19 protein-coding genes and 1 tRNA gene are annotated in these 17,240 nt (G+C 66.9%); 6 read left to right on the top strand and 14 right to left on the bottom strand.

Features of this window, described 5'->3' with window-relative positions; genetic code table 11:
- Nucleotides 1-55: 55 nt before the first annotated feature.
- From scpB to KU887_RS04665, 3 genes are read right to left on the bottom strand one after another with little or no spacing between them, the layout of a single operon-like run.
- Nucleotides 56-865: a methylmalonyl-CoA decarboxylase gene (gene scpB, locus KU887_RS04675; protein WP_006496612.1), complete on the bottom strand. Its 810-nt coding sequence runs from the start codon at nt 863-865 to the stop codon at nt 56-58.
- Complete coding sequence (locus tag KU887_RS04670; RefSeq protein ID WP_077190928.1) at nt 862-2,085, bottom strand: CaiB/BaiF CoA-transferase family protein; 1,224 nt, start codon at nt 2,083-2,085, stop codon at nt 862-864. The genes scpB and KU887_RS04670 overlap by 4 nt, the downstream gene beginning before the upstream one ends.
- Before the next feature lie 59 nt (nt 2,086-2,144).
- Nucleotides 2,145-3,467, bottom strand: coding sequence for an MFS transporter (locus tag KU887_RS04665; RefSeq protein ID WP_006488552.1), 1,323 nt, complete (start codon nt 3,465-3,467; stop codon nt 2,145-2,147).
- Nucleotides 3,468-3,649: 182 nt separating this feature from the next.
- Here KU887_RS04665 and KU887_RS04660 point away from each other — a divergent pair, with 182 nt between their 5' ends.
- Together KU887_RS04660 and KU887_RS04655 are read left to right on the top strand one after the other, a co-directional pair.
- A complete protein-coding gene (locus KU887_RS04660; protein ID WP_006496614.1) occupies nt 3,650-4,594 on the top strand; it encodes a LysR substrate-binding domain-containing protein in 945 nt (314 codons plus the stop codon).
- 54 nt (nt 4,595-4,648) lie between these two features.
- Nucleotides 4,649-5,275 (top strand): LysE/ArgO family amino acid transporter, encoded by a 627-nt coding sequence (locus KU887_RS04655; protein ID WP_196433365.1) that lies wholly within the window; start codon nt 4,649-4,651, stop codon nt 5,273-5,275.
- Here the strand turns inward: KU887_RS04655 and KU887_RS04650 are convergent.
- The 3 genes from KU887_RS04650 to KU887_RS04640 all read right to left on the bottom strand — a co-directional run bounded on the left by KU887_RS04650 (nt 5,272) and on the right by KU887_RS04640 (nt 8,132).
- Nucleotides 5,272-6,453, bottom strand: a complete 1,182-nt coding sequence (locus tag KU887_RS04650; protein WP_196433366.1) for an enolase C-terminal domain-like protein — start codon at nt 6,451-6,453, stop codon at nt 5,272-5,274. The two genes, KU887_RS04655 and KU887_RS04650, sit on opposite strands and share 4 nt — an antisense overlap.
- A 327-nt stretch (nt 6,454-6,780) precedes the next feature.
- The gene (locus tag KU887_RS04645) at nt 6,781-7,125 is read right to left on the bottom strand and encodes a cupin domain-containing protein (protein WP_006488545.1); all 345 of its coding nucleotides are present in this window, start codon (nt 7,123-7,125) and stop codon (nt 6,781-6,783) included.
- 89 nt (nt 7,126-7,214) lie between these two features.
- Nucleotides 7,215-8,132 (bottom strand): Imm72 family immunity protein, encoded by a 918-nt coding sequence (locus KU887_RS04640; RefSeq protein WP_058901936.1) that lies wholly within the window; start codon nt 8,130-8,132, stop codon nt 7,215-7,217.
- Between the two features lie 248 nt (nt 8,133-8,380).
- On the opposite strand from KU887_RS04640, the gene KU887_RS04635 reads away from it, so the two are divergent.
- Nucleotides 8,381-8,455, top strand: a tRNA-Gly gene (locus KU887_RS04635).
- Between the two features lie 194 nt (nt 8,456-8,649).
- Here KU887_RS04635 and KU887_RS04630 read toward each other — a convergent pair.
- The 5 genes from KU887_RS04630 to KU887_RS04610 all read right to left on the bottom strand — a co-directional run bounded on the left by KU887_RS04630 (nt 8,650) and on the right by KU887_RS04610 (nt 12,095).
- Nucleotides 8,650-8,982, bottom strand: coding sequence for a hypothetical protein (locus tag KU887_RS04630; RefSeq protein WP_006496619.1), 333 nt, complete (start codon nt 8,980-8,982; stop codon nt 8,650-8,652).
- Nucleotides 8,983-9,357: 375 nt separating this feature from the next.
- Entirely contained in the window at nt 9,358-9,825 is a 468-nt protein-coding gene (locus KU887_RS04625; RefSeq protein WP_006488558.1) for a nucleoside deaminase, read from the bottom strand.
- Between the two features lie 22 nt (nt 9,826-9,847).
- The gene (uraH, locus tag KU887_RS04620) at nt 9,848-10,183 is read right to left on the bottom strand and encodes a hydroxyisourate hydrolase (protein WP_006488577.1); all 336 of its coding nucleotides are present in this window, start codon (nt 10,181-10,183) and stop codon (nt 9,848-9,850) included.
- Between the two features lie 47 nt (nt 10,184-10,230).
- Complete coding sequence (gene uraH, locus KU887_RS04615; protein WP_196433368.1) at nt 10,231-10,752, bottom strand: hydroxyisourate hydrolase; 522 nt, start codon at nt 10,750-10,752, stop codon at nt 10,231-10,233.
- 2 nt (nt 10,753-10,754) lie between these two features.
- The gene (locus tag KU887_RS04610; RefSeq protein WP_006496622.1) at nt 10,755-12,095 is read right to left on the bottom strand and encodes an MFS transporter; all 1,341 of its coding nucleotides are present in this window, start codon (nt 12,093-12,095) and stop codon (nt 10,755-10,757) included.
- A gap of 358 nt (nt 12,096-12,453) precedes the next feature.
- On the opposite strand from KU887_RS04610, the gene KU887_RS04605 reads away from it, so the two are divergent.
- The 3 genes from KU887_RS04605 (at nt 12,454) to trmB (ending at nt 15,189) form a co-directional block, all read left to right on the top strand.
- Entirely contained in the window at nt 12,454-13,392 is a 939-nt protein-coding gene (locus KU887_RS04605; RefSeq protein WP_060213986.1) for a LysR substrate-binding domain-containing protein, read from the top strand.
- Between the two features lie 149 nt (nt 13,393-13,541).
- Nucleotides 13,542-14,069 carry a 2-oxo-4-hydroxy-4-carboxy-5-ureidoimidazoline decarboxylase gene (uraD, locus tag KU887_RS04600; RefSeq protein WP_006488536.1) on the top strand — a complete coding sequence of 176 codons (528 nt, stop codon included), beginning with the start codon at nt 13,542-13,544 and terminating at the stop codon, nt 14,067-14,069.
- 343 nt (nt 14,070-14,412) lie between these two features.
- The gene (gene trmB / locus KU887_RS04595) at nt 14,413-15,189 is read left to right on the top strand and encodes a tRNA (guanosine(46)-N7)-methyltransferase TrmB (protein ID WP_258254814.1); all 777 of its coding nucleotides are present in this window, start codon (nt 14,413-14,415) and stop codon (nt 15,187-15,189) included.
- 93 nt (nt 15,190-15,282) lie between these two features.
- Here the strand turns inward: trmB and KU887_RS04590 are convergent, their stop codons facing one another.
- The 3 genes from KU887_RS04590 to KU887_RS04580 all read right to left on the bottom strand — a co-directional run bounded on the left by KU887_RS04590 (nt 15,283) and on the right by KU887_RS04580 (nt 17,088).
- Complete coding sequence (locus KU887_RS04590) at nt 15,283-16,113, bottom strand: undecaprenyl-diphosphate phosphatase (RefSeq protein WP_006488560.1); 831 nt, start codon at nt 16,111-16,113, stop codon at nt 15,283-15,285.
- Nucleotides 16,114-16,192: 79 nt separating this feature from the next.
- Complete coding sequence (locus KU887_RS04585; protein WP_006496624.1) at nt 16,193-16,774, bottom strand: DUF1439 domain-containing protein; 582 nt, start codon at nt 16,772-16,774, stop codon at nt 16,193-16,195.
- On the bottom strand, nt 16,771-17,088 hold the full coding sequence (locus tag KU887_RS04580) for a YkgJ family cysteine cluster protein (protein WP_080330737.1): 318 nt from the start codon (nt 17,086-17,088) through the stop codon (nt 16,771-16,773). The genes KU887_RS04585 and KU887_RS04580 overlap by 4 nt, the downstream gene beginning before the upstream one ends.
- Nucleotides 17,089-17,240 lie beyond the last annotated feature (152 nt).

Genomic DNA, 17,240 nt, shown 5'->3' with positions numbered 1-17,240 from the left:
CTCGGCGGCGCATAACGCGTGCCGCCATCGTCACACCGAAACCCCGCCGGTCCGCCTAAATCCCGCGAAACGCCGGCGCGCGGCGTTCCGCGAACGCACGCAGCCCTTCGTCGAAATCCGCGCCTTCGCACGCGTGCCGGCGCAACTCGGCGATCCGTTCGAACGCATCGGCCGGCAACGGCCGCGCATCCTGCAGCACGCGCAACTGCTCCTTCACCGCGTGCACCGCGAGCGGCGCCTTCGCGGCGATCGTGCGCGCGACGTCGAGTGCCGCGTCGTCGACCCCGCCGGCGTCTGCCAGCCGGTTCACGAGCCCGTGATGCGCGGCGCGTTCCGCATCGAGCGGCTGCGCGCAGAAGAACATCTCCTTCAGCACGTGGATCGGCAGGTTGTCGTAGAAGCGCAGCAGGCCGCTCGTCGAATACGGCAGGCCGATGTTCGCCGGCGTCATCGCGAAGCGTGCGTCGCGCGCCGCCACGACGAGATCGCAGCTCATCACCAGATCGACCGCCCCGCCCCATGCCGATCCCGCCACCGCCGCGATCACCGCGCCGGGATAGGTCCGCACGCGCCGCAGCGCGCGTTCGAGCGGCTTGCCGTACGCGAGCGGATCGCGGTCGTCGGCCAGCTCGCGCAGGTCGTGCCCCGCGCTCCACACGTCGCCGCTGCCGTCGTTCGACAGGATCACGACGGGCGGCGGACGGCGTGCGGCCAGCGCATCGAGGTGCGCGACGAGCGCATCGAGCAACGGTGCGTCGAGCGCATGCCGTCGCGCCGGATTCGCGAACCGCACGCGCGCGATCCGCTCGCCGATCAGGTCCACCGTCACGGTCGACGCCGCGTCGTGTTTCGTCATGTCGGTCATTGCACGGCCTCCGCCACCGCATCCGCCTGGAAGATCGCGCGCGCGGCCAGCAGTGCGTCGATCGCCTCGTCGCCGTAGCCGGCTTCGCGCAGCACGTCGACCGTATGCTCGCCGAGCAGCGGCGGCGCATGGCGCGTGCGCGGCGCCGGCACGTCGTCGCCCATCCCGCCGAGCGGCGTGACGACCTGGCGCAGCGTACCGAGCGTCGGATGCGCGACCGGCTCGACCAGCCCGCAATGCGCGAGCTGCGGATCGTCGAACACTTCGTCGAGCGTATGGATCGGCCCGGCCGGCAGCCCGGCCTCGACGAACCGCTGCGTCCAGTCGCGCTTGCCGCGCGTGCGCAGCCGGTTTTCGAGCAGCGCCTTGAGTTCATCGCGATGCGCGACGCGCGCGTCGTTGGTCGCGAAGCGCGGATCGTTCGGCAGCTCGGGCAGGTCCAGCAACTGGCACAGCCGCAACCACATGTCGGTCGTGATCGGCGCGAGATTGAGCGGGCCGTCGGCCGTCTCGAACACGCCATACGGCGCGATCACCGCATGCGCATTGCCGGTGCGGCGCGGCACGTCGCCGAGGCTCAGGTAGCGTTGTCCGTGCACGCTCAGCAACGCAACGAGGCTTTCGAGCAGCGACGTGCCGACATGCTGGCCGCGCCCGGTACGCTCGCGCTCGAACAGCGCGGCCATCACGCCGGTCGCGACCCACATCCCCGAGCTGAGATCGCCGATCGCGGTGCCCGTGCGGGTCGGCTCGCCGTCCGGGAAGCCGGTGACGCTCATCAGCCCCGCATAGCCCTGCGCGATCTGGTCGAAGCCCGGCCAGTCGCGCAGCGGGCCGCGCGGGCCGAACGCGGTGACGCTGCCCATCACGAGCCGCGGGTCGCGCGCGCTCAGCGCTTCGTAGCCGAGCCCCATCGCGTCCATCGTGCCCGCCTTGAAATTCTCGATCACGACGTCGGCCTGCGCGATCAGCCGCCGCACGACGTCGAGGCCGGCCGGCTGCCGGAAGTCCACGCAGATGCCGCGCTTGTTGCGGTTGCAGGACAGGTAGTACGTGCTCACGCCGCGATCGAACGGCCCCCACGCGCGGCTCATGTCGCCGTGCGGCCCCGACTCGACCTTGATCACGTCGGCGCCGAGATCGGCGAGCACCATCGAGCAGAACGGCCCCGACAGCGCGCGACTCAGATCAACGACCCTGATTCCTGTTAATGCCTGCATTCCGGACTCCTGATAGGGATGACGAGATGTGTGTTGCTTGCGAACGACTGCCGCGCCGTTCATTCGGGCAGCGTCTGATGCCGCGTTTCGACCGCGAACGGCAGGATCAGGATGCCGAGCCCGAACACGGCCGCGGTCCACGCGACCGGCACGCCGAGCGATCCGTAACCGTGTATCGCCGCGCCGAGCAGGAAGTTCACGCCCGCGCCGATGAAGCGGCCGACCGACGCGTTGAACGCGAACGCGGTGGCCCGCACGCGCGTCGGATATTGCTCGGGCAGCCACAGCGAGAAGATCGCGAAGTTGCCGCCGAAGAAGCCGAGGAACGCGAGCGACACCATGAATGCGGCGAGCCCGTTCGGCTGGTAGAACGCCCAGCCGAACGCGAACACGATCGAGCCGGCCATCCCCGCGAAATACACGCCGAGCGCGGTACGCCGGCCGAGCCGTTCCGACAGCCACGGCGCCGCCAGGCAGCCGGCGATCGTCGCGCACGACAGGATCGCCGCGCCGATCGACGCAAGCCGCAATGCGCCGACGTGATCGATGCCCGCGCGCGCCGCCAGCGTGGTGACCGCGCTCGCCTCGTAGACGGAGCCGGCCCACAGCCCGACGATCGCGACGCCGACGAGGCTCGCGCTCGTCAGCGTGCGGCGCAGGAACGCCGGCGCGAAGATCTCGCGCAGCGGATGCGCGCGCCGCGTGTCGGCCACGTCGCCGTCGCGCGCATCGTGCCGGCGCCACTGCCCCGGCTCCTTCACGCGCATCACCGTGAACACCGCGAGCAGCGCGGGCGCCAGCCCGCACAGGAACATCGCGCGCCAGCCGTAGGTCGCGCCGATCGTGTAGTTCAGGCAGGCCGCGATGAAGAAGCCGAAGTAGTAGCCCGTCTGCAGGTAGCCGGCGCCCATCTTGCGGCGGTCTTCCGGCCAGCTCTCGGCGACGTAGGTGCCGGCGAGCGCCCATTCGCCGCCGACGCCGATCCCGGCGATCAAGCGGCACGCGGCCAGCGCCCACACGTCGTGCACGAACGCGGCCGCGCCGGTGAACACCGAATAGATCAGGATGCTCGCGGCGAGCGTGCGCACGCGGCCGAAGCGGTCGGCGAGCGGCCCCCAGATGAACGACAGCCCCCAGCCGATCAGGAACAGCGCGAACAGGATCGAGCCGTACATCCCGAGGTTCGCGGGCGTCGCCGCGATGCCGGAGGCCGGCAGCAATTCGGTCAGCGCGGGAATCAGCACGAGCGCGTAGATCACCGAATCCACGCCGTCGAGCACCCAGCCCGCGTACACGGCCCAGAAGCCCTTGACCTGCTCGCGCGTGAGCGGCGTGCGCCGCGGCTTCGCGCCGGCCGCCGGCGCGTCGATCGCCTTGAACATCTTCGTCTCCTTGCCGGCGGGGCCGGCTCCGTCGCCGCGTCCGGTCCGGGATGGCCGGCAGTCGGGCTCTTTTGTGAGACGAGTATAGAAACGCCATCGATCGCTGAAAAATATGATATTCATCTTGTTCGATCGAATTGGCTTATGGCTCGAAACGCGCGTGAATCGGGGAGACGGCGGCGATGGACTTGAGACAGTTGCGCTATTTCGTGAAGGTCGTCGAATGCGGCAACGTCACGCATGCGAGCGAGGCGCTGCACGTCGCGCAGCCGGCGGTGAGCCAGCAGATGCGCAATCTCGAGCAGGATCTCGGGATGCAGCTGCTCGAACGGAGCGTGCGCGGCGTCGCGCCGACCGCCGCCGGCCGCACGCTGTACCAGCACGCGCTCGAACTGCTGCGCCAGGCCGACGGCACGCGCGAGCTGCTGCGCCGCGACGCCGATACGCCGCAGGGCCGCGTGACCGTCGGCATGCCGTCGAGCACCGCGCGCGTGCTGGCCATTCCGCTCGCGCGCGCGGTGCGCGACCGCTTTCCCGGCATCATGCTGGAGCTGATCGAAGCGCCGAGCGCCGATCTCGACACGTTGCTCGAGCGCGCGCGGCTCGATCTCGCGATCGTCGTCGATGCGGTCGGTACGCGCGGGATCGCGATCCACCGGCTGCTGACGGAAACGCTGTACCTGATCACGTGGCCCGAATTCCCGGTGCCGGACGACCCCGTGCCGCTCGACGCGATCGCGCGGATGCCGCTCGTGCTGCCGAGCGCGCCGAACACGATCCGCAACCGCGTCGACTGGGCGATGCGCGAGGCCGGCCTGTCGTATGAAATCAGCTTCGAGGCAAGTTCGACCGGGCTGCTGTTCGCGGCCGTGATGGCGCAGCTCGGCGTGACGATCCTGCCGTGGACGGCCGCGCACGTCGAGATCGAGGAGCGCAAGCTGAAGCTGTCGACGGTCGCGCACCGGCTGTTCGCGCGCGACCTGTCGCTGTGCTGGCACGACACGGCGCTCGTCAGCAACGCGGTGCAGAAGGTGAAGGGCGAAATCGTCCGGCTGTTCGACACGCTCGGGCAGCGGCCGGAATGGGCGGCCGGCCGGGCATTGACAACGCCCCCCGGCGCCCCTTAACGTGGCTCCATCGTAACCATCACCGGTTCAGCTTAAGAGGTTGTCGGCCCGCTCGTGCTCGACACCTCTGCCTTCCTCGAAGGCCTGCTGCTTGGCGCAGGCCTGTTCACGTCGGTCGGTCCCAAGGACGCCTTCGTCATCAAGCGCTCGCTTTCGAGCCCTCACCTGCTCTCCATCGCCCTCGTCTGCGCAGGCAGCGACGCATTGCTGATCGTGCTCGGCGCGCACGGGCTGTCGGCATTGCTGTCGCGCCATGCCGCCGTGGTGGCAGCCGCGCTGTGGGCCGGTATCGCGTATCTCGCCGGCTACGGCCTGCTCGCGCTGCGCTCGGCGATCGTCGGACGGGAGCCTGAGCATGTAGATGGCTCATGCGTCGCTAGCGAACCCATGCGGTCGCGCACGCTGCTCGCGACCGCCGCGGTTTCGCTGCTCAATCCGTATGCATGGATCGATACGGTCCTGCTGCTCGGGACCGTGATCGTGAGCCACGCGCCGTCTGCCCGCGCACCGTTTGCGATCGGCGCGATGACTGCTTCGCTGGCGTGGTTCCTGATGCTCGCCTATGGCGCACGCGCGTGCCGTGCGTGGTTCGCCCGTACGCTCGCGTGGCGCGTGCTCGATGGCTTCGTCGCGGTGATGATGCTCGGCTTCGCGGTGCGTTTCGCGATCGACGCGCTTTAGGTGTCAGCGGCCCGATAGCCCGATAGCGATATCGCGCGGAACGCGTCGTGCGCGTGGGCATGCAGCTCGAATCCGATACCCGGTGCCTGCGGCACGCGCGCGTATCCCGCGTCGACGATTTCGCCATCGGCCAGTCCGCTGAACGGCTGGAACGCGAACGGGCTGACTTCCGCGCCGCCGAGCCCGAGCGCCGCGACGACGTGCAACGAGAACAGATGGCCCCCATGCGGCCAGAACGCGTCACGCCGCCAGCCGCGCGACACGAAGTGATCGACGATCTGCAGATAGCCCGGCAGCCCGTAGCTGTGCACGGGATCGAACACCAGCACGTCGCGGTCGGCACGCAGGCCGCCGTAGCGGTCGAGCAGCTTCGCTTCCGCGAGCGAAAACAGCGCTTCGCCTGCTGCGATCGGCGGTGCGTATCGCGTGGCGACGTCTGCCTGGAGCGGCAGGTCGAGCGGGTCGCAGATGTCCTCGAACCACCAGAGGCCGAACGGCGCGAGCATGTCGGCCGCCTCGTGGGCGGTCGTCGCGTCGTACGTGTTCATCGCGTCGACCGCGAGATGCGAAGGGCCGGCAAGGTGCGCGGCCGCGGCGTCGATGCGGCGCTGGTCCTGATCGAGATCCGCGCCGCCGATCTTGATCTTCGCGTGCGTGTAGCCGAGATCGACGATCCGTCGTATCTCGTCCGACAGGCGCGCGAGATCGTCATGCGGATAGCGGTAGCCGCCGCCCGCGTAGACGCGCACGCGTGGTGCTGCCGTGCGTTGGAGACGATCGGCGAGAAAGCGATGCAGCGGCAGATCGGCGATCTTCGCGGCGGCGTCCCAGATCGCCATGTCGAGCGTGCCGACCGCAACGCAGCGTTCGCCGTGCCCGCCCGGCTTCTCGCCGGCCATCATCGCGCGCCACGCGCGGAACGGGTCGAGGTTCGTGCCGGCTTCGTCGGCGAGCGTATCGGCGGCGGCGAGCAGACGCGGCGCGAAGCGTTCGCGGATCAGGCCGCCCTGCGCGAAACGGCCGATCGACGCGTAGCCGTAGCCCGTCACCGGGCGGCCGGCGCGCACGACATCGGTGACGACCGCGACGACGCTCGTGGTCAGGCCGCCGGACGGGATCGCCGGATCGGCATAGCGGGATACGGGAATCGCGCGTTCGTGGATCGCGGTGATGCGCATGGTCGGGGTTCCGGTGGGGCGTCCGGCGCAGGCGGGAGATTCGTGCGCTGCAGCGGAAACGGTGGACGGATCGCTGCATCTTAGGGGTTTGCGCGACCGCGTGCACGACCGGCGAGCGTCATCGTGTCGCCGCCGGACAACCGCGCGTTGAATTCAGCACCGGGTACGGTCGGATAGCGAGAGCCGCCGAGCGGGTGACCATGCTCGGCGCGCCATTTTTCGAACCGGATCGAGTCCGATTGAACCGGCATCCGCCGCTTGCCCTCCCGGCTCCGTGAACCGGAAGGATGTCGAGCGACGACGGTATGCTTGGATCGACCAGCCCGCTCAGGCGAAGACGAAGTACTTGCGCACCGTCTCCACCACTTCCCATGTCCCTTTCATGCCGGGTTCGATCACGAATACGTCACCGGCTTTCAGGTGCTGCGGCTCCTCGCCTTCCGGCGTGATGATGCAGTAACCATCGAGGAAGTGGCAGTACTCCCATTTTTCGTAGTTCACCTCGAACTTGCCCGGCGTGCAGATCCAGGTGCCCATGATCTTGCTGCCGTCCTTCGAGACGTACGCGTTGAGGTTGACGGTATGCGGATCGCCGCCAATGCGCCTCCACTTGGTCGCATCGAGGACAGGCGTCGGGCAGGTTTTGCGCAGAACGGTGATGAAATCGGACATGTCGGCTCCAGACTGACGATCGTGTAAGAGGCTTGTCACGTTAGTTCGAAAGCGTTGTCGCGACTTGTATGCTTCCGACACCGACTCGTCTATTTTCGACATGGGCTTGCGTGCAAAGGAAGGCAGGTTTCCTCCTCTGTCGGAAAGCTGCCATCCCGGTAACGCATGTCTTCCCACAGCAGTCGCCAGCGCACCGCATATTCGTCGTTGGTACCTTCCAGCAGGTACTTGTGAGCCACGCTGCCCTCGAGGAAGTAGCTCGGACAACCGACCTTGCCGCCCGGAAACCATGGCTCCCAGATACCGTCGACAGGGATCTCCCGATCGCTGCAAATCTCGCCGCTTGCGGATTCGTTCCTGGGCGGACACGGAGGAAGCGATGCCGGATATGCACGACCGAGAGGCCAATAGCGCCACGCAGGAAGGGGCGCGTCCGCGAACATGGATTCATAGGTCCAGTGCTCGAAAACACGGGTTCCGCCATCCGCACGCGTTCCGTATGCAAGCATCCCGGTAAAACCGGATCCGACCGTGCACTTGAGCGCGTAGCAAATCAATCTCTCGATCCATACGCCCTCCGCGAACCCGGTGGCATACACGGGATCCGCGAAGCTGGTGTCCTTCAGTCCCAGCGAATGGAAAAACGGATCGTATTTCCGGCCGATTTCAAGTGCGCTCCGTCCAAACAACAGGTCGCCGCCTTGCTGACTTCCTGCAAGCAGCGCGTCGTATGCCGCTCGTTTGTCGAGACCTCGGCGTAATGCGTCAATGCCCCGCTCCATTTGCGCGAGTGCCGCCAGGAAATCGTGCGTATACGCGGCCTCCAGCTCTGCCTGATTTGGGCTCGGTGTGTTCAATTGTTTGGCGTACGCGCCGAGGAAATCCCGATACAGACCAACGGCGTACTCGAGGAACGTGAAGCTCGTCCATTGCTTGAGCAGATAGAACGCCTTCGCCCGCGCTTCGTGTTCCTGCTCGGGAGTGATCGTCAATGCATTCAACATCATGGAACCTGTCCGCCCGTGGCCTCTTTGCCGGCATGAGCCACCGCTCGCCGCGCGTGGGCCTGTCGCCTGATCTTGGCCGATCGTTCGCGCTCTGCCGGGAAGAATGCCCGGGCCTCTGCTGGCGACTCGGCCATGAAATCCGACATCGATGCCACCGCTCCGCCCCGGATCCGGACTCGATTCGATACCGTCAGCCGAAACTCCCCGCTTGCCATATCGACTCGAATCCTTGTAGAATTACGCGTTCTGCGGGCGTCGTATAATGGCCATTACCTCAGCTTCCCAAGCTGATGACGTGGGTTCGATTCCCATCGCCCGCTCCAGTCCTTCTCAAACCCTTGCCGCGCAAAGCTCACTGGGTTTCCGGCAGCCGCCGAATCTCCCCCCTTCCAGCGATATCCGCCCCTGAATGTGAGTGGCGAAGCATTTCCGTCGCTCGTCCGTCGCAAGATCACCCAATCGCTCGTTCGTGACGAAAAATCCGGCGCCTGCTCCAGCCGCCTCGCGCACGCCGCCTCTACCTTGCAGCAAGAATCACGACGAGAATGGGCAGACACAGCAAACCGTGAAGCACGATCGCGCAATACGCCGGCCTTGCATCCGCTCCAGCATCGCCGTTCGCGTGGAGCAACGCACCTATCGCCCAAACGAGCCCACCGAGCGAAACGACGCCGCACAGGGCCACGACCGCCAGCGCCGCGCCGATCGCGCCGAATCCCGACGAACCGGCAAAGCTCCCCGAATCATTCACGATCGACATGCCGGCGATACCGGCGATCACGCACTCGGCCAGCGCGAGCATGGCCGGGCTGCTGCCGACCTTGCGGCGCACGGAAATCGTTTCACTCATGGCTTTTCTCTCCAAACGCCATTGATCGTGGTTCAAGCCGACGCATCATTTCTCACGACCGTTGCGAAAGCAACCACCGGAGGAACATGAAGCGCCATGTCGGCCGTTACCGCTTCTTGTCGTTCCAGTTGAACTGAAAACGCGCACGGTTCATTGTCATCATGCTGCGCGCGCGTCTGACACGTCCAGCCATGCCGGCTGCGTCAGCGATTCTACTCAATCGCCCCGCAGCGAGACATGGCCGTGCACTCACGGTCCGCACCAAGAAAAAAGGACACGCCCTCCGTCACCGGGAAAGCGTGTCCTAAAACCAGTGCCAGGGAGTGCGCCGTCAGCGCCGGCACCGGTCAACCTTGCGTCGCGCGAGCCGATCGCTCAGCTACCCTGCGCCACTTGCCAGGCCTCGTACAGATCGGGCCCGTCATCACGCGCACGGTGATAAACCAGCTTCATCTCGCGCTCATGCAGCGGCCGCGCAATCTCTACATACCCGCGCGCGGCCGACAGGTCGTACGGCTCGCCGTCCTCGTTCGAATACGCGTAATACACCTCGCTGACGCCCGCCAGATACATCGCCGACAGGCACATCGAACACGGATACCCGCTCGCGTACATCACCGCGCCGCTCAAATCGGTGCTGCCGAGCGCCTTGCTGGCGGCACGCACGGCCTGCATCTCGGCATGCGCGCTCGGGTCGCACGTCGCCTCCACTTCGTTGACCGAACGCGCGAGCACCTTGCCGTCGCGCACGAGCACGGCGCCGAACGGCCAGGTCTTGCGTTCGCGCACGTTCTCCATCGCGAGACGGATCGAATCGACGAGGTAGGTTTCGGTATGAGACATCGGCTTCTCCATTCAGGTGAGGTCAACTGCCGCGGTACGTCGAGAACGACCACGGCGAGCAGAGCAGCGGCACGTGATAGTGCTGTGCCGGATCGAATACGGTGAAACGGATCGGCACGACGTCGGACAGCGCGCTCGCGTCGTTGAAATGCGTGCCGATCGAGAAACGCAGTTCGAACTGCCCGGCCCGGGCTGCTTCGCTGCTCAACATCGGCGCGTCGGTGCGCCCGTCGGCGTTGCTGACCGTCCGCTTCAGCAGACGCGGCGGCGTCACGCTCAGGTCGTAGAGCTCGATCGGCACGCCGCCGATCGGCTTGCCGGTCGTCAGGTCGAGAACATGGGTGCTGATGCCAGCCATTCGCTTGCTCCAATTCGGGTCGGGGGTATCCGCAAAGAACCTGCCGCTCAGCTGCCGCGGTAGTACGTGTAGTTCCACGGCCCAAACTGCACGGGCAGATGCAGCCGCACCGATGCATCGGTGATGCGGAAGCGGATCGGCACCTCGGACAGGAACGCCGGCGACGGCAACCGCACGCCCTTCGTCCGGAAGTAATCGTCGACACGCATCAGCAGCTCGTAGTCGCCGGCCACGTACGTATTGCCGATCAGCAACGGTGCGTCGGTCCGTCCGCTCCGGTTGAGGACTGCGGTGCGGATCGACACGGATTCGCCCTTCTCGATCCGCGAAAACTCGACGTGCATGCCGGCTGCCGGCGCACCATGGTAGGTATCGAGCAGGTGGATGGTCAGCCGCGGGCTCGCGCCATGCTGCGAAATCGGATCGGCAGCCTGCGCGGGTTGCAAGGCATCGCCCTGCCCCGCCGGCAGCGTCGCGGCCTGTACACGGCCGGCCAGCAGCACGCCGCCGGCCGCGGCCATCGACGCCATCACGAACTGCCGGCGCTCACGCTTGATGATGTCGCTCATGGTCAGGACTCCTTCGACTTTCGGGACTGCACGATGGCGGTCACGACCAGGACGGCGGCCATCAGCTCGATCGCCGCGACGAGGTAGAGGCCAGGCGCGAGACTGCCGGTCGCGCTCTTGACGAGCCCGAGCACGTACGGCGCACCGAAGCCGGCGAGGTTCGATACCGAATTGATCAGCGCGACGCCGATCGCCGCCGCACTGCCCGCCAGATACAGGTTCGGCAATTGCCAGAACACCGGAATCGCGCTCATCGTGCCGGCCAGCGCGATGATCATCGCGGCGATCGTGAACGCAGGCGCGACACCGGGCATCCCGAGCAGCACAGCCATCGCCGCCATCGCCAGTGCGCCGCATCCGGCGGGCACCGCGAAATGCCAGCGCACTTCCTGGTTCCGGTCGGAACGCGCGCCGTTCAGGATCATCCCCGCCGCGCCGAACACGTAAGCCAGCGCGGCGATCCAGCCGATCACCACCGTCGCACCGAAGCCCGAGTCGCGAATGATCGTCGGAATCCAGAACGTCAGCGCGGAGTTCGCGCACAGCAGGCAGAAGAAGATCGCGATCAGCAGCCACACCTTCGGATTACGGAACAGCGTGCGCCAGTCGTGGCCGCGCTCGCCGAGCTCGCGTTTGTCCGCGTCCAGCGCGTTGCGCACGACCTGCTGCTCGGCAACGGACAGCCACGTCGCCTGCTCGGGCCGGTCGGTCATGTAGAAGTACGCGACGACGCCCGCCAGCACCGACGGGATGCCCTCGATGACGAACAGCCATTGCCAGCCGTGGAAGCCGTGCGCACCGTCGAGCGACGTCATGATGCTGCCGGCCAGCGGGCCGCCGAGCACGCCGGCGATCGCCGACGCCGACATGAAGGTGCCGAACGCCTTCGCACGCCGCGAACTCGGATACCAGTAGGTGAGGTACAGGATGATGCCGGGGTAGAAGCCGGCTTCGAATGCGCCGAGCAGAAAGCGCAGGATGTAGAACTGCGTCGGCGTCTTGATGAACGACTGCAGGATGCAGATGATCCCCCAGCCGATCGTGATGCGCATGATGGTCTTCTTCGCGCCGATCTTCTGCAGCAACGCGTTCGATGGCACTTCGAAGAAGAAGTAGCCGAGAAAGAAGATGCCGGCGCCGAGCCCGTAGACGGCCTCGCTGAATTTGAGCGTATCGAGCATCTGCAGCTTCGCGAAGCCGATGTTCACGCGGTCCAGCCACGCGAGCACCCACAAAGCGCAGAGAAACGGCAGAAGGCGCCACGACACCTTGCGGTAGACGTGCTCCTCGAGCGTCGGCTCGACCGCCGAATAGACTGACGAATGCTGTTCCGTGACCGACACAGGTGTCTCCTGAAATGACGCGGCCGCGCTGCACCGGCGACGCGACCGCCCGTCCCGCGGCCATGCCATGCGGCGGATCGGGTCGAGCATCGGCGGCTTGCAAGGCCGTGATCTTGTTGTGAAGCCCGACCATATCGCAGGGCTCCCGCAGCAGACAGGCGCGGGTTGTTATAGGCCCCATAGCAAACCGCGCTGCTGGCCGCCCCGTACCGCTTCGCGGGGCGTCACCCGTCATGCGCGGCGATCGTTTCGCCCGGCTCGGCGCCGCTCCCTGCCATCTCGCCATTGCCGCACGCCCCGTTGACGCCGTTCGGCACTCGACGGCAAAGTGGAGCCGCTCAACGAACCCGAAATCACCATGCGCCACGACGACCCGCTCGACACCTACCTGCTTCGCGTGCTCTGCACGCTGGTCGAGGAACGCAGCGTGTCGCGCACGGCGATCCGGATGAATCAGTCGCAACCCGCGCTCAGCAGCGCGCTGAAACGCTTGCGCAAGCTGTTCGACGATCCGCTGCTCACGCGCGAAAAGAACGAGATGGTGCCCACCGAGCGCGCGCTGCAGCTCGCGCAGGACGCGCGGGTCGCGCTCAACGCGCTCGACAAGATGTTCAGCGCCGACGACGCCTTCGATCCGCAGCGCACCGACCGCACGTTCACGATCGCGATGCCCGACTACCTCGCACCGCCGTTCTTCGCGGACCTGGCGCGGCGGTTCCGCCAGCACGCGCCGAACGCGAAGCTCGTGACGCTGCCGATGGGGACCGACTACGACTACGAGAAAGCCCTCGCGGAAGGACAGGTCGACGTGGTGATCGGCAACTGGCCGACGCCGCCCGAGCATCTGCACATGAACGTGCTGCTGGAGGACGAAATCGTCTGCCTGATGTCGAAGGACAATCCGCTCGCGAAGCCCGGCAGGCTGACCGCCGAAAGCTATATCGACGCGTCGCACCTGGTGCCGCTGCCCTATTCGAGCTCGCAGCGCGGCGTCGTGGAAAGTTCGCTCGCGACGTTGCGCCTGAGCCGCGGCCGGCAGATGTCGTGCCCGTACTTCAGTCTCGCGCCGTACCTCGTCAGCGAGTCCGACCTGATCCTGACCACCGCGCGGCATTTCGCGGCCTACTACGCGCGCCGCCTGCCGCTGCTGATCCGCTCCGCGCCGTTCAACTTTCCGCTGATGCGCTTCTACGTGCTGTGGCATCCGAACAAGCATCGCTCGAACGCGCACGCGTGGCTGCGCGGGCTGCTGTCGGACAGCGGCGAGCGGCTGACGTCGATCGCCGGCACCGCGTGACGCGCACCACGCGGCAGGCCTGCAACGGCCGGCATGCGGGGTCGATGCGTCGACTGGTATACGGCCAATAGGTCTTGCCCACTTCTGGTCGGACCGGCGCGATTCCTATACTCGGAACCTCCATTCCCGCTCGAAGGTTCCTGCAGACGATGTCCTCGACTCCACTCGACACCACCCACCTCGCCGCGCTCAACGCGATGACGAAGGACCAGTTCGTTCAAGCCCTCGGCGACATCTTCGAGCACTCGCCGGACGTCGCCGAAGCCGCATGGGCCGCGCGCCCGTTCGCGTCGGTCGACGCGCTGCACGACGCGATGATGGCCAGCATCCGCGCGCGCAGCATCGACGCGAGAAAGGCGTTCTTCGATCGCCATCCGGAGCTGTCGGCACAGGCGGTACGCGGCGGCGGACTGACGCACGCATCGGTCAGCGAACAGACGAGCGCCGGTCTCGACGCGCTGACCGACGACGAGGAAATCCGCCTGCAGCGGATGAACCGCGCGTATCGCGAGCAACACGGTTTCCCGTTCATCATCTGCGTGCGCCACTACACGAAGGCCGGCATCTTCTTCGAACTGGAAAGCCGGGTGGCGCGCGACACCGCCTTCGAACTCGACTACGCGCTGAACCAGATCAAGGCGATCACGCGCCGCCGGCTCGATCAGCGCGTCGCGTGACGCACGCCGTGCCCGGTCGCGGAAACGAGGGCCGAAGCGGCATGCGCGTCGGCCCTCGGGCCATTTGACCCCGGCCCGGAGCGCGCCCGGCCGGGCGAGTGGCGCGCCGGCGGCGACCCGCACAACCTTGCCAGCCCGATCAAACCAGTCCATAATCCGGCTCTTTCCGGTTGGCTGAACGGGAAATCCTTAAGGATCAACGGCTTGACGGCGTATCGCCGCTCCCGTCGCCACGTTCCGCAACCGCGCGCCAGCCGCCTCGTCGAAGGCGGCTTTTTTGTACCGCGCCGGCGCTTCCCGCGCGCCCGATGCCCTCGCCCGAACCGAGCCTTTCTCTGTACCGATGATGCACGACGATCCGAACGAAGCCGGCCTGCCGCCGCACGACGACGCCATTCCCGACGCAGCCGACCAAGCCGCCGAAGGCGCCGACGAAGTCAACCCGCTGCACCGCCGCCGTATCCGCAGCTTCGTGACGCGCGCCGGCCGCGTGTCGACCGGCCAGCGCCGTGCGCTCGACGAATTCGGCCCGCGCTTCGTGGTCCCGTATGCGCCGGAGCTGCCCGACTGGGACGCGATCTTCGGCCGCAGCGCACCGCGTATCCTCGAGATCGGTTTCGGGATGGGCGCGTCGACCGCGGAAATCGCCGCGCACCGCCCGGGCGACGACTTCCTCGGCGTCGAGGTGCACGAGCCGGGCGTCGGCGCGCTGCTGAAGCTGATCGGCGAGCAGGATCTGTCGAACATCCGCATCATCCAGCACGACGCGGTCGAGGTGCTCGAGCACATGATCGCGCCGGCAAGCCTCGACGGCGTGCACATCTTCTTCCCCGATCCGTGGCACAAGGCGCGTCACCACAAGCGCCGGCTGATCCAGCCGCCGCTCGTCGCGCATCTCGCATCGCGCCTGAAACCCGGCGCGTACCTGCACTGCGCGACCGACTGGCAAAACTACGCGGAGCAGATGCTCGACGTGCTCGGCGCGGAGCCGACGCTCGAAAACACCGCCGCCGATTACGCACCGCGCCCCGACTACCGTCCGGTGACGAAATTCGAACGGCGCGGGCTGCGGCTCGGCCACGGCGTGTGGGACCTGGTGTTCCGCAAGCGCGCAAGCTGAGCGGCTTCGCCCCACGCAAAATAAAAAAGCCCGACCGGCATCTCGCGCCGGTCGGGCTTTTTCATGGGCCCGCGCGTCGGCCCATGCTCGGCATCACGCCCAGTTCAACCACCCGCTGTAACCCACCAGCAGCACGAACAACCCGAACGCGATCCGGTACCACGCAAATACCGTGAAGTCGTGCGTCGCGACGTAGCGCAGCAACCAGCGCACGCACACGAACGCACTGACGAACGCCGCGACGAGCCCGAGCGCGAACAGCCCGAGCGAATCGACGGTGAACGCCTGCCAGTCCTTGACGGTTTCGTACAGCGTCGCGCCGAAGATGATCGGGATCGCGAGAAAGAACGAGAATTCGGTGGCCACGCGGCGGTCGAGCCCGAACAACATCCCGCCGATGATCGTCGAGCCCGAGCGCGACATGCCGGGCACCAGCGCGAAGCACTGCGCGATCCCGACCTTGAACGCGTCGAGCGGCGTCAGCGCATCGACCGACAGCACGCGCGGCGGCTCGCTGCGTTCGCGCTGCCGCGCCTCGGCCCACAGGATGATCGCGCCGCCCACGACGAGCGCGAACGCGACGGGCACCGGCGAGAACAGCACGGCCTTGATCTTCTTCTCGAACAGGAGACCGAGCGCGATCGCGGGAATCGTCGCGATCACGACGTTCAGCGTGAAGCGCTGCGCATCCGGCCGGCTCGGCAGCCCCGACACGACGGACACGATCCGCTGCCGGTATTCCCAGCAGACCGCGAGGATCGCGCCGAACTGGATCACGACGTCGAACGTCTTCGCGTGCGAATCGTTGAAATTCAGGAAGCTGCCCGCGACGATCAGATGACCGGTGCTCGACACCGGCAGGAATTCCGTCAGCCCCTCGACGACGCCGAGGATCAATGCCTTGCAGATCAGGATCCAGTCCATCCGTGGCCCAACTCCGAAATGGTCGAAAGAAAAGGCCACTCTTGCGCGCGCGGCCCGCCCGGCCGTGCGCGCGCCGTCGTCACTTTTCGACGATCGCCACGCGTATGCCGTTTGTAAGAATCGTAATTGTACCGGGTTCGTAGTTCACCCCGGCAAATTGCAGCTGTTCGGGCTTGAACGTGTAGATCGGATAGTTGGTCAGCAGCTGCGTCGCCAGCAGGCCGGCGGCCGCGCCGACCTGCTGCGCGTACATCTGCGCATCGCCGTCGAGCACGAGGCTGTCGACGGCCGGCGCCTTCAGCACGACCGAGCGGCTCGGCGCGTCGTACGCGAGCTGGCCCGACACGGTGAACTTGCCGCTGACGGGCCCGCGCAGGAACGGGCTCGCGAAATGGGCGTCGAGCTGCACGGCGACGCGGTTCTGGTCGGGCAGCAGGTTGACGGCCGGGTTCGCGAGCGACACGTCGACCACCTGCGCGACCGTCTTCTGGTAAGGAAACTTGCGCGCGACGGCCTTCTGCACGTCGCCGCGCGAGAACGTGTAGTGATCGGGAATGAACGGGAACGTCGACGCGCAGGCGGCAAGCGATACGCACACGCCGACGGCGCCGATGGCGGCAGCGAGAAAACGGCGCCGGCCGGGCGCGCGAGCAACGGTCATGCTGAACTCTCTCCTGGATGCGCCGGCCGCGTCGCGGCCTCGAGGCGCGTGAGCCACGCGAGCGCGTCGTCGCGCGACGCGCCGCACATGTCGGCGGACGGCTGCAGCCCGGAGCAGCACGCGGGGCGCTCGGGCCGGCCGAAGATCATGCAGCGCAGGTCGTCGCCGAGCTGCACGCAGCGCACGCCGGCCGGCTTGCCGTCGGGCATGCCCGGAATCGGGCTGGAAATCGACGGGGCGATGCAGCACGCGCCGCAGCCCTCGCGGCACGCATGCGGCGGCAGGGCTTCGGCGGGCACCGGGCGGACAGGCATTTCGACGGACACTCGGCTCTCTCGACGAACAACGAAAAACGGTGCGGCAACCGGACGCGGCGTCCGGCAGCCCCACCCCGCATTGTGCCATCGCCGGCTGCGACGTTATTACACAATGCGGCCCGATCGCGCGTTCATATACTCGAAAGCAT

This window comes from Burkholderia sp. EMB26 (assembly GCF_024730645.1).
Taxonomy (GTDB): domain Bacteria; phylum Pseudomonadota; class Gammaproteobacteria; order Burkholderiales; family Burkholderiaceae; genus Burkholderia; species Burkholderia cenocepacia.
This window is presented reverse-complemented; position numbering and strand designations above follow the sequence as displayed.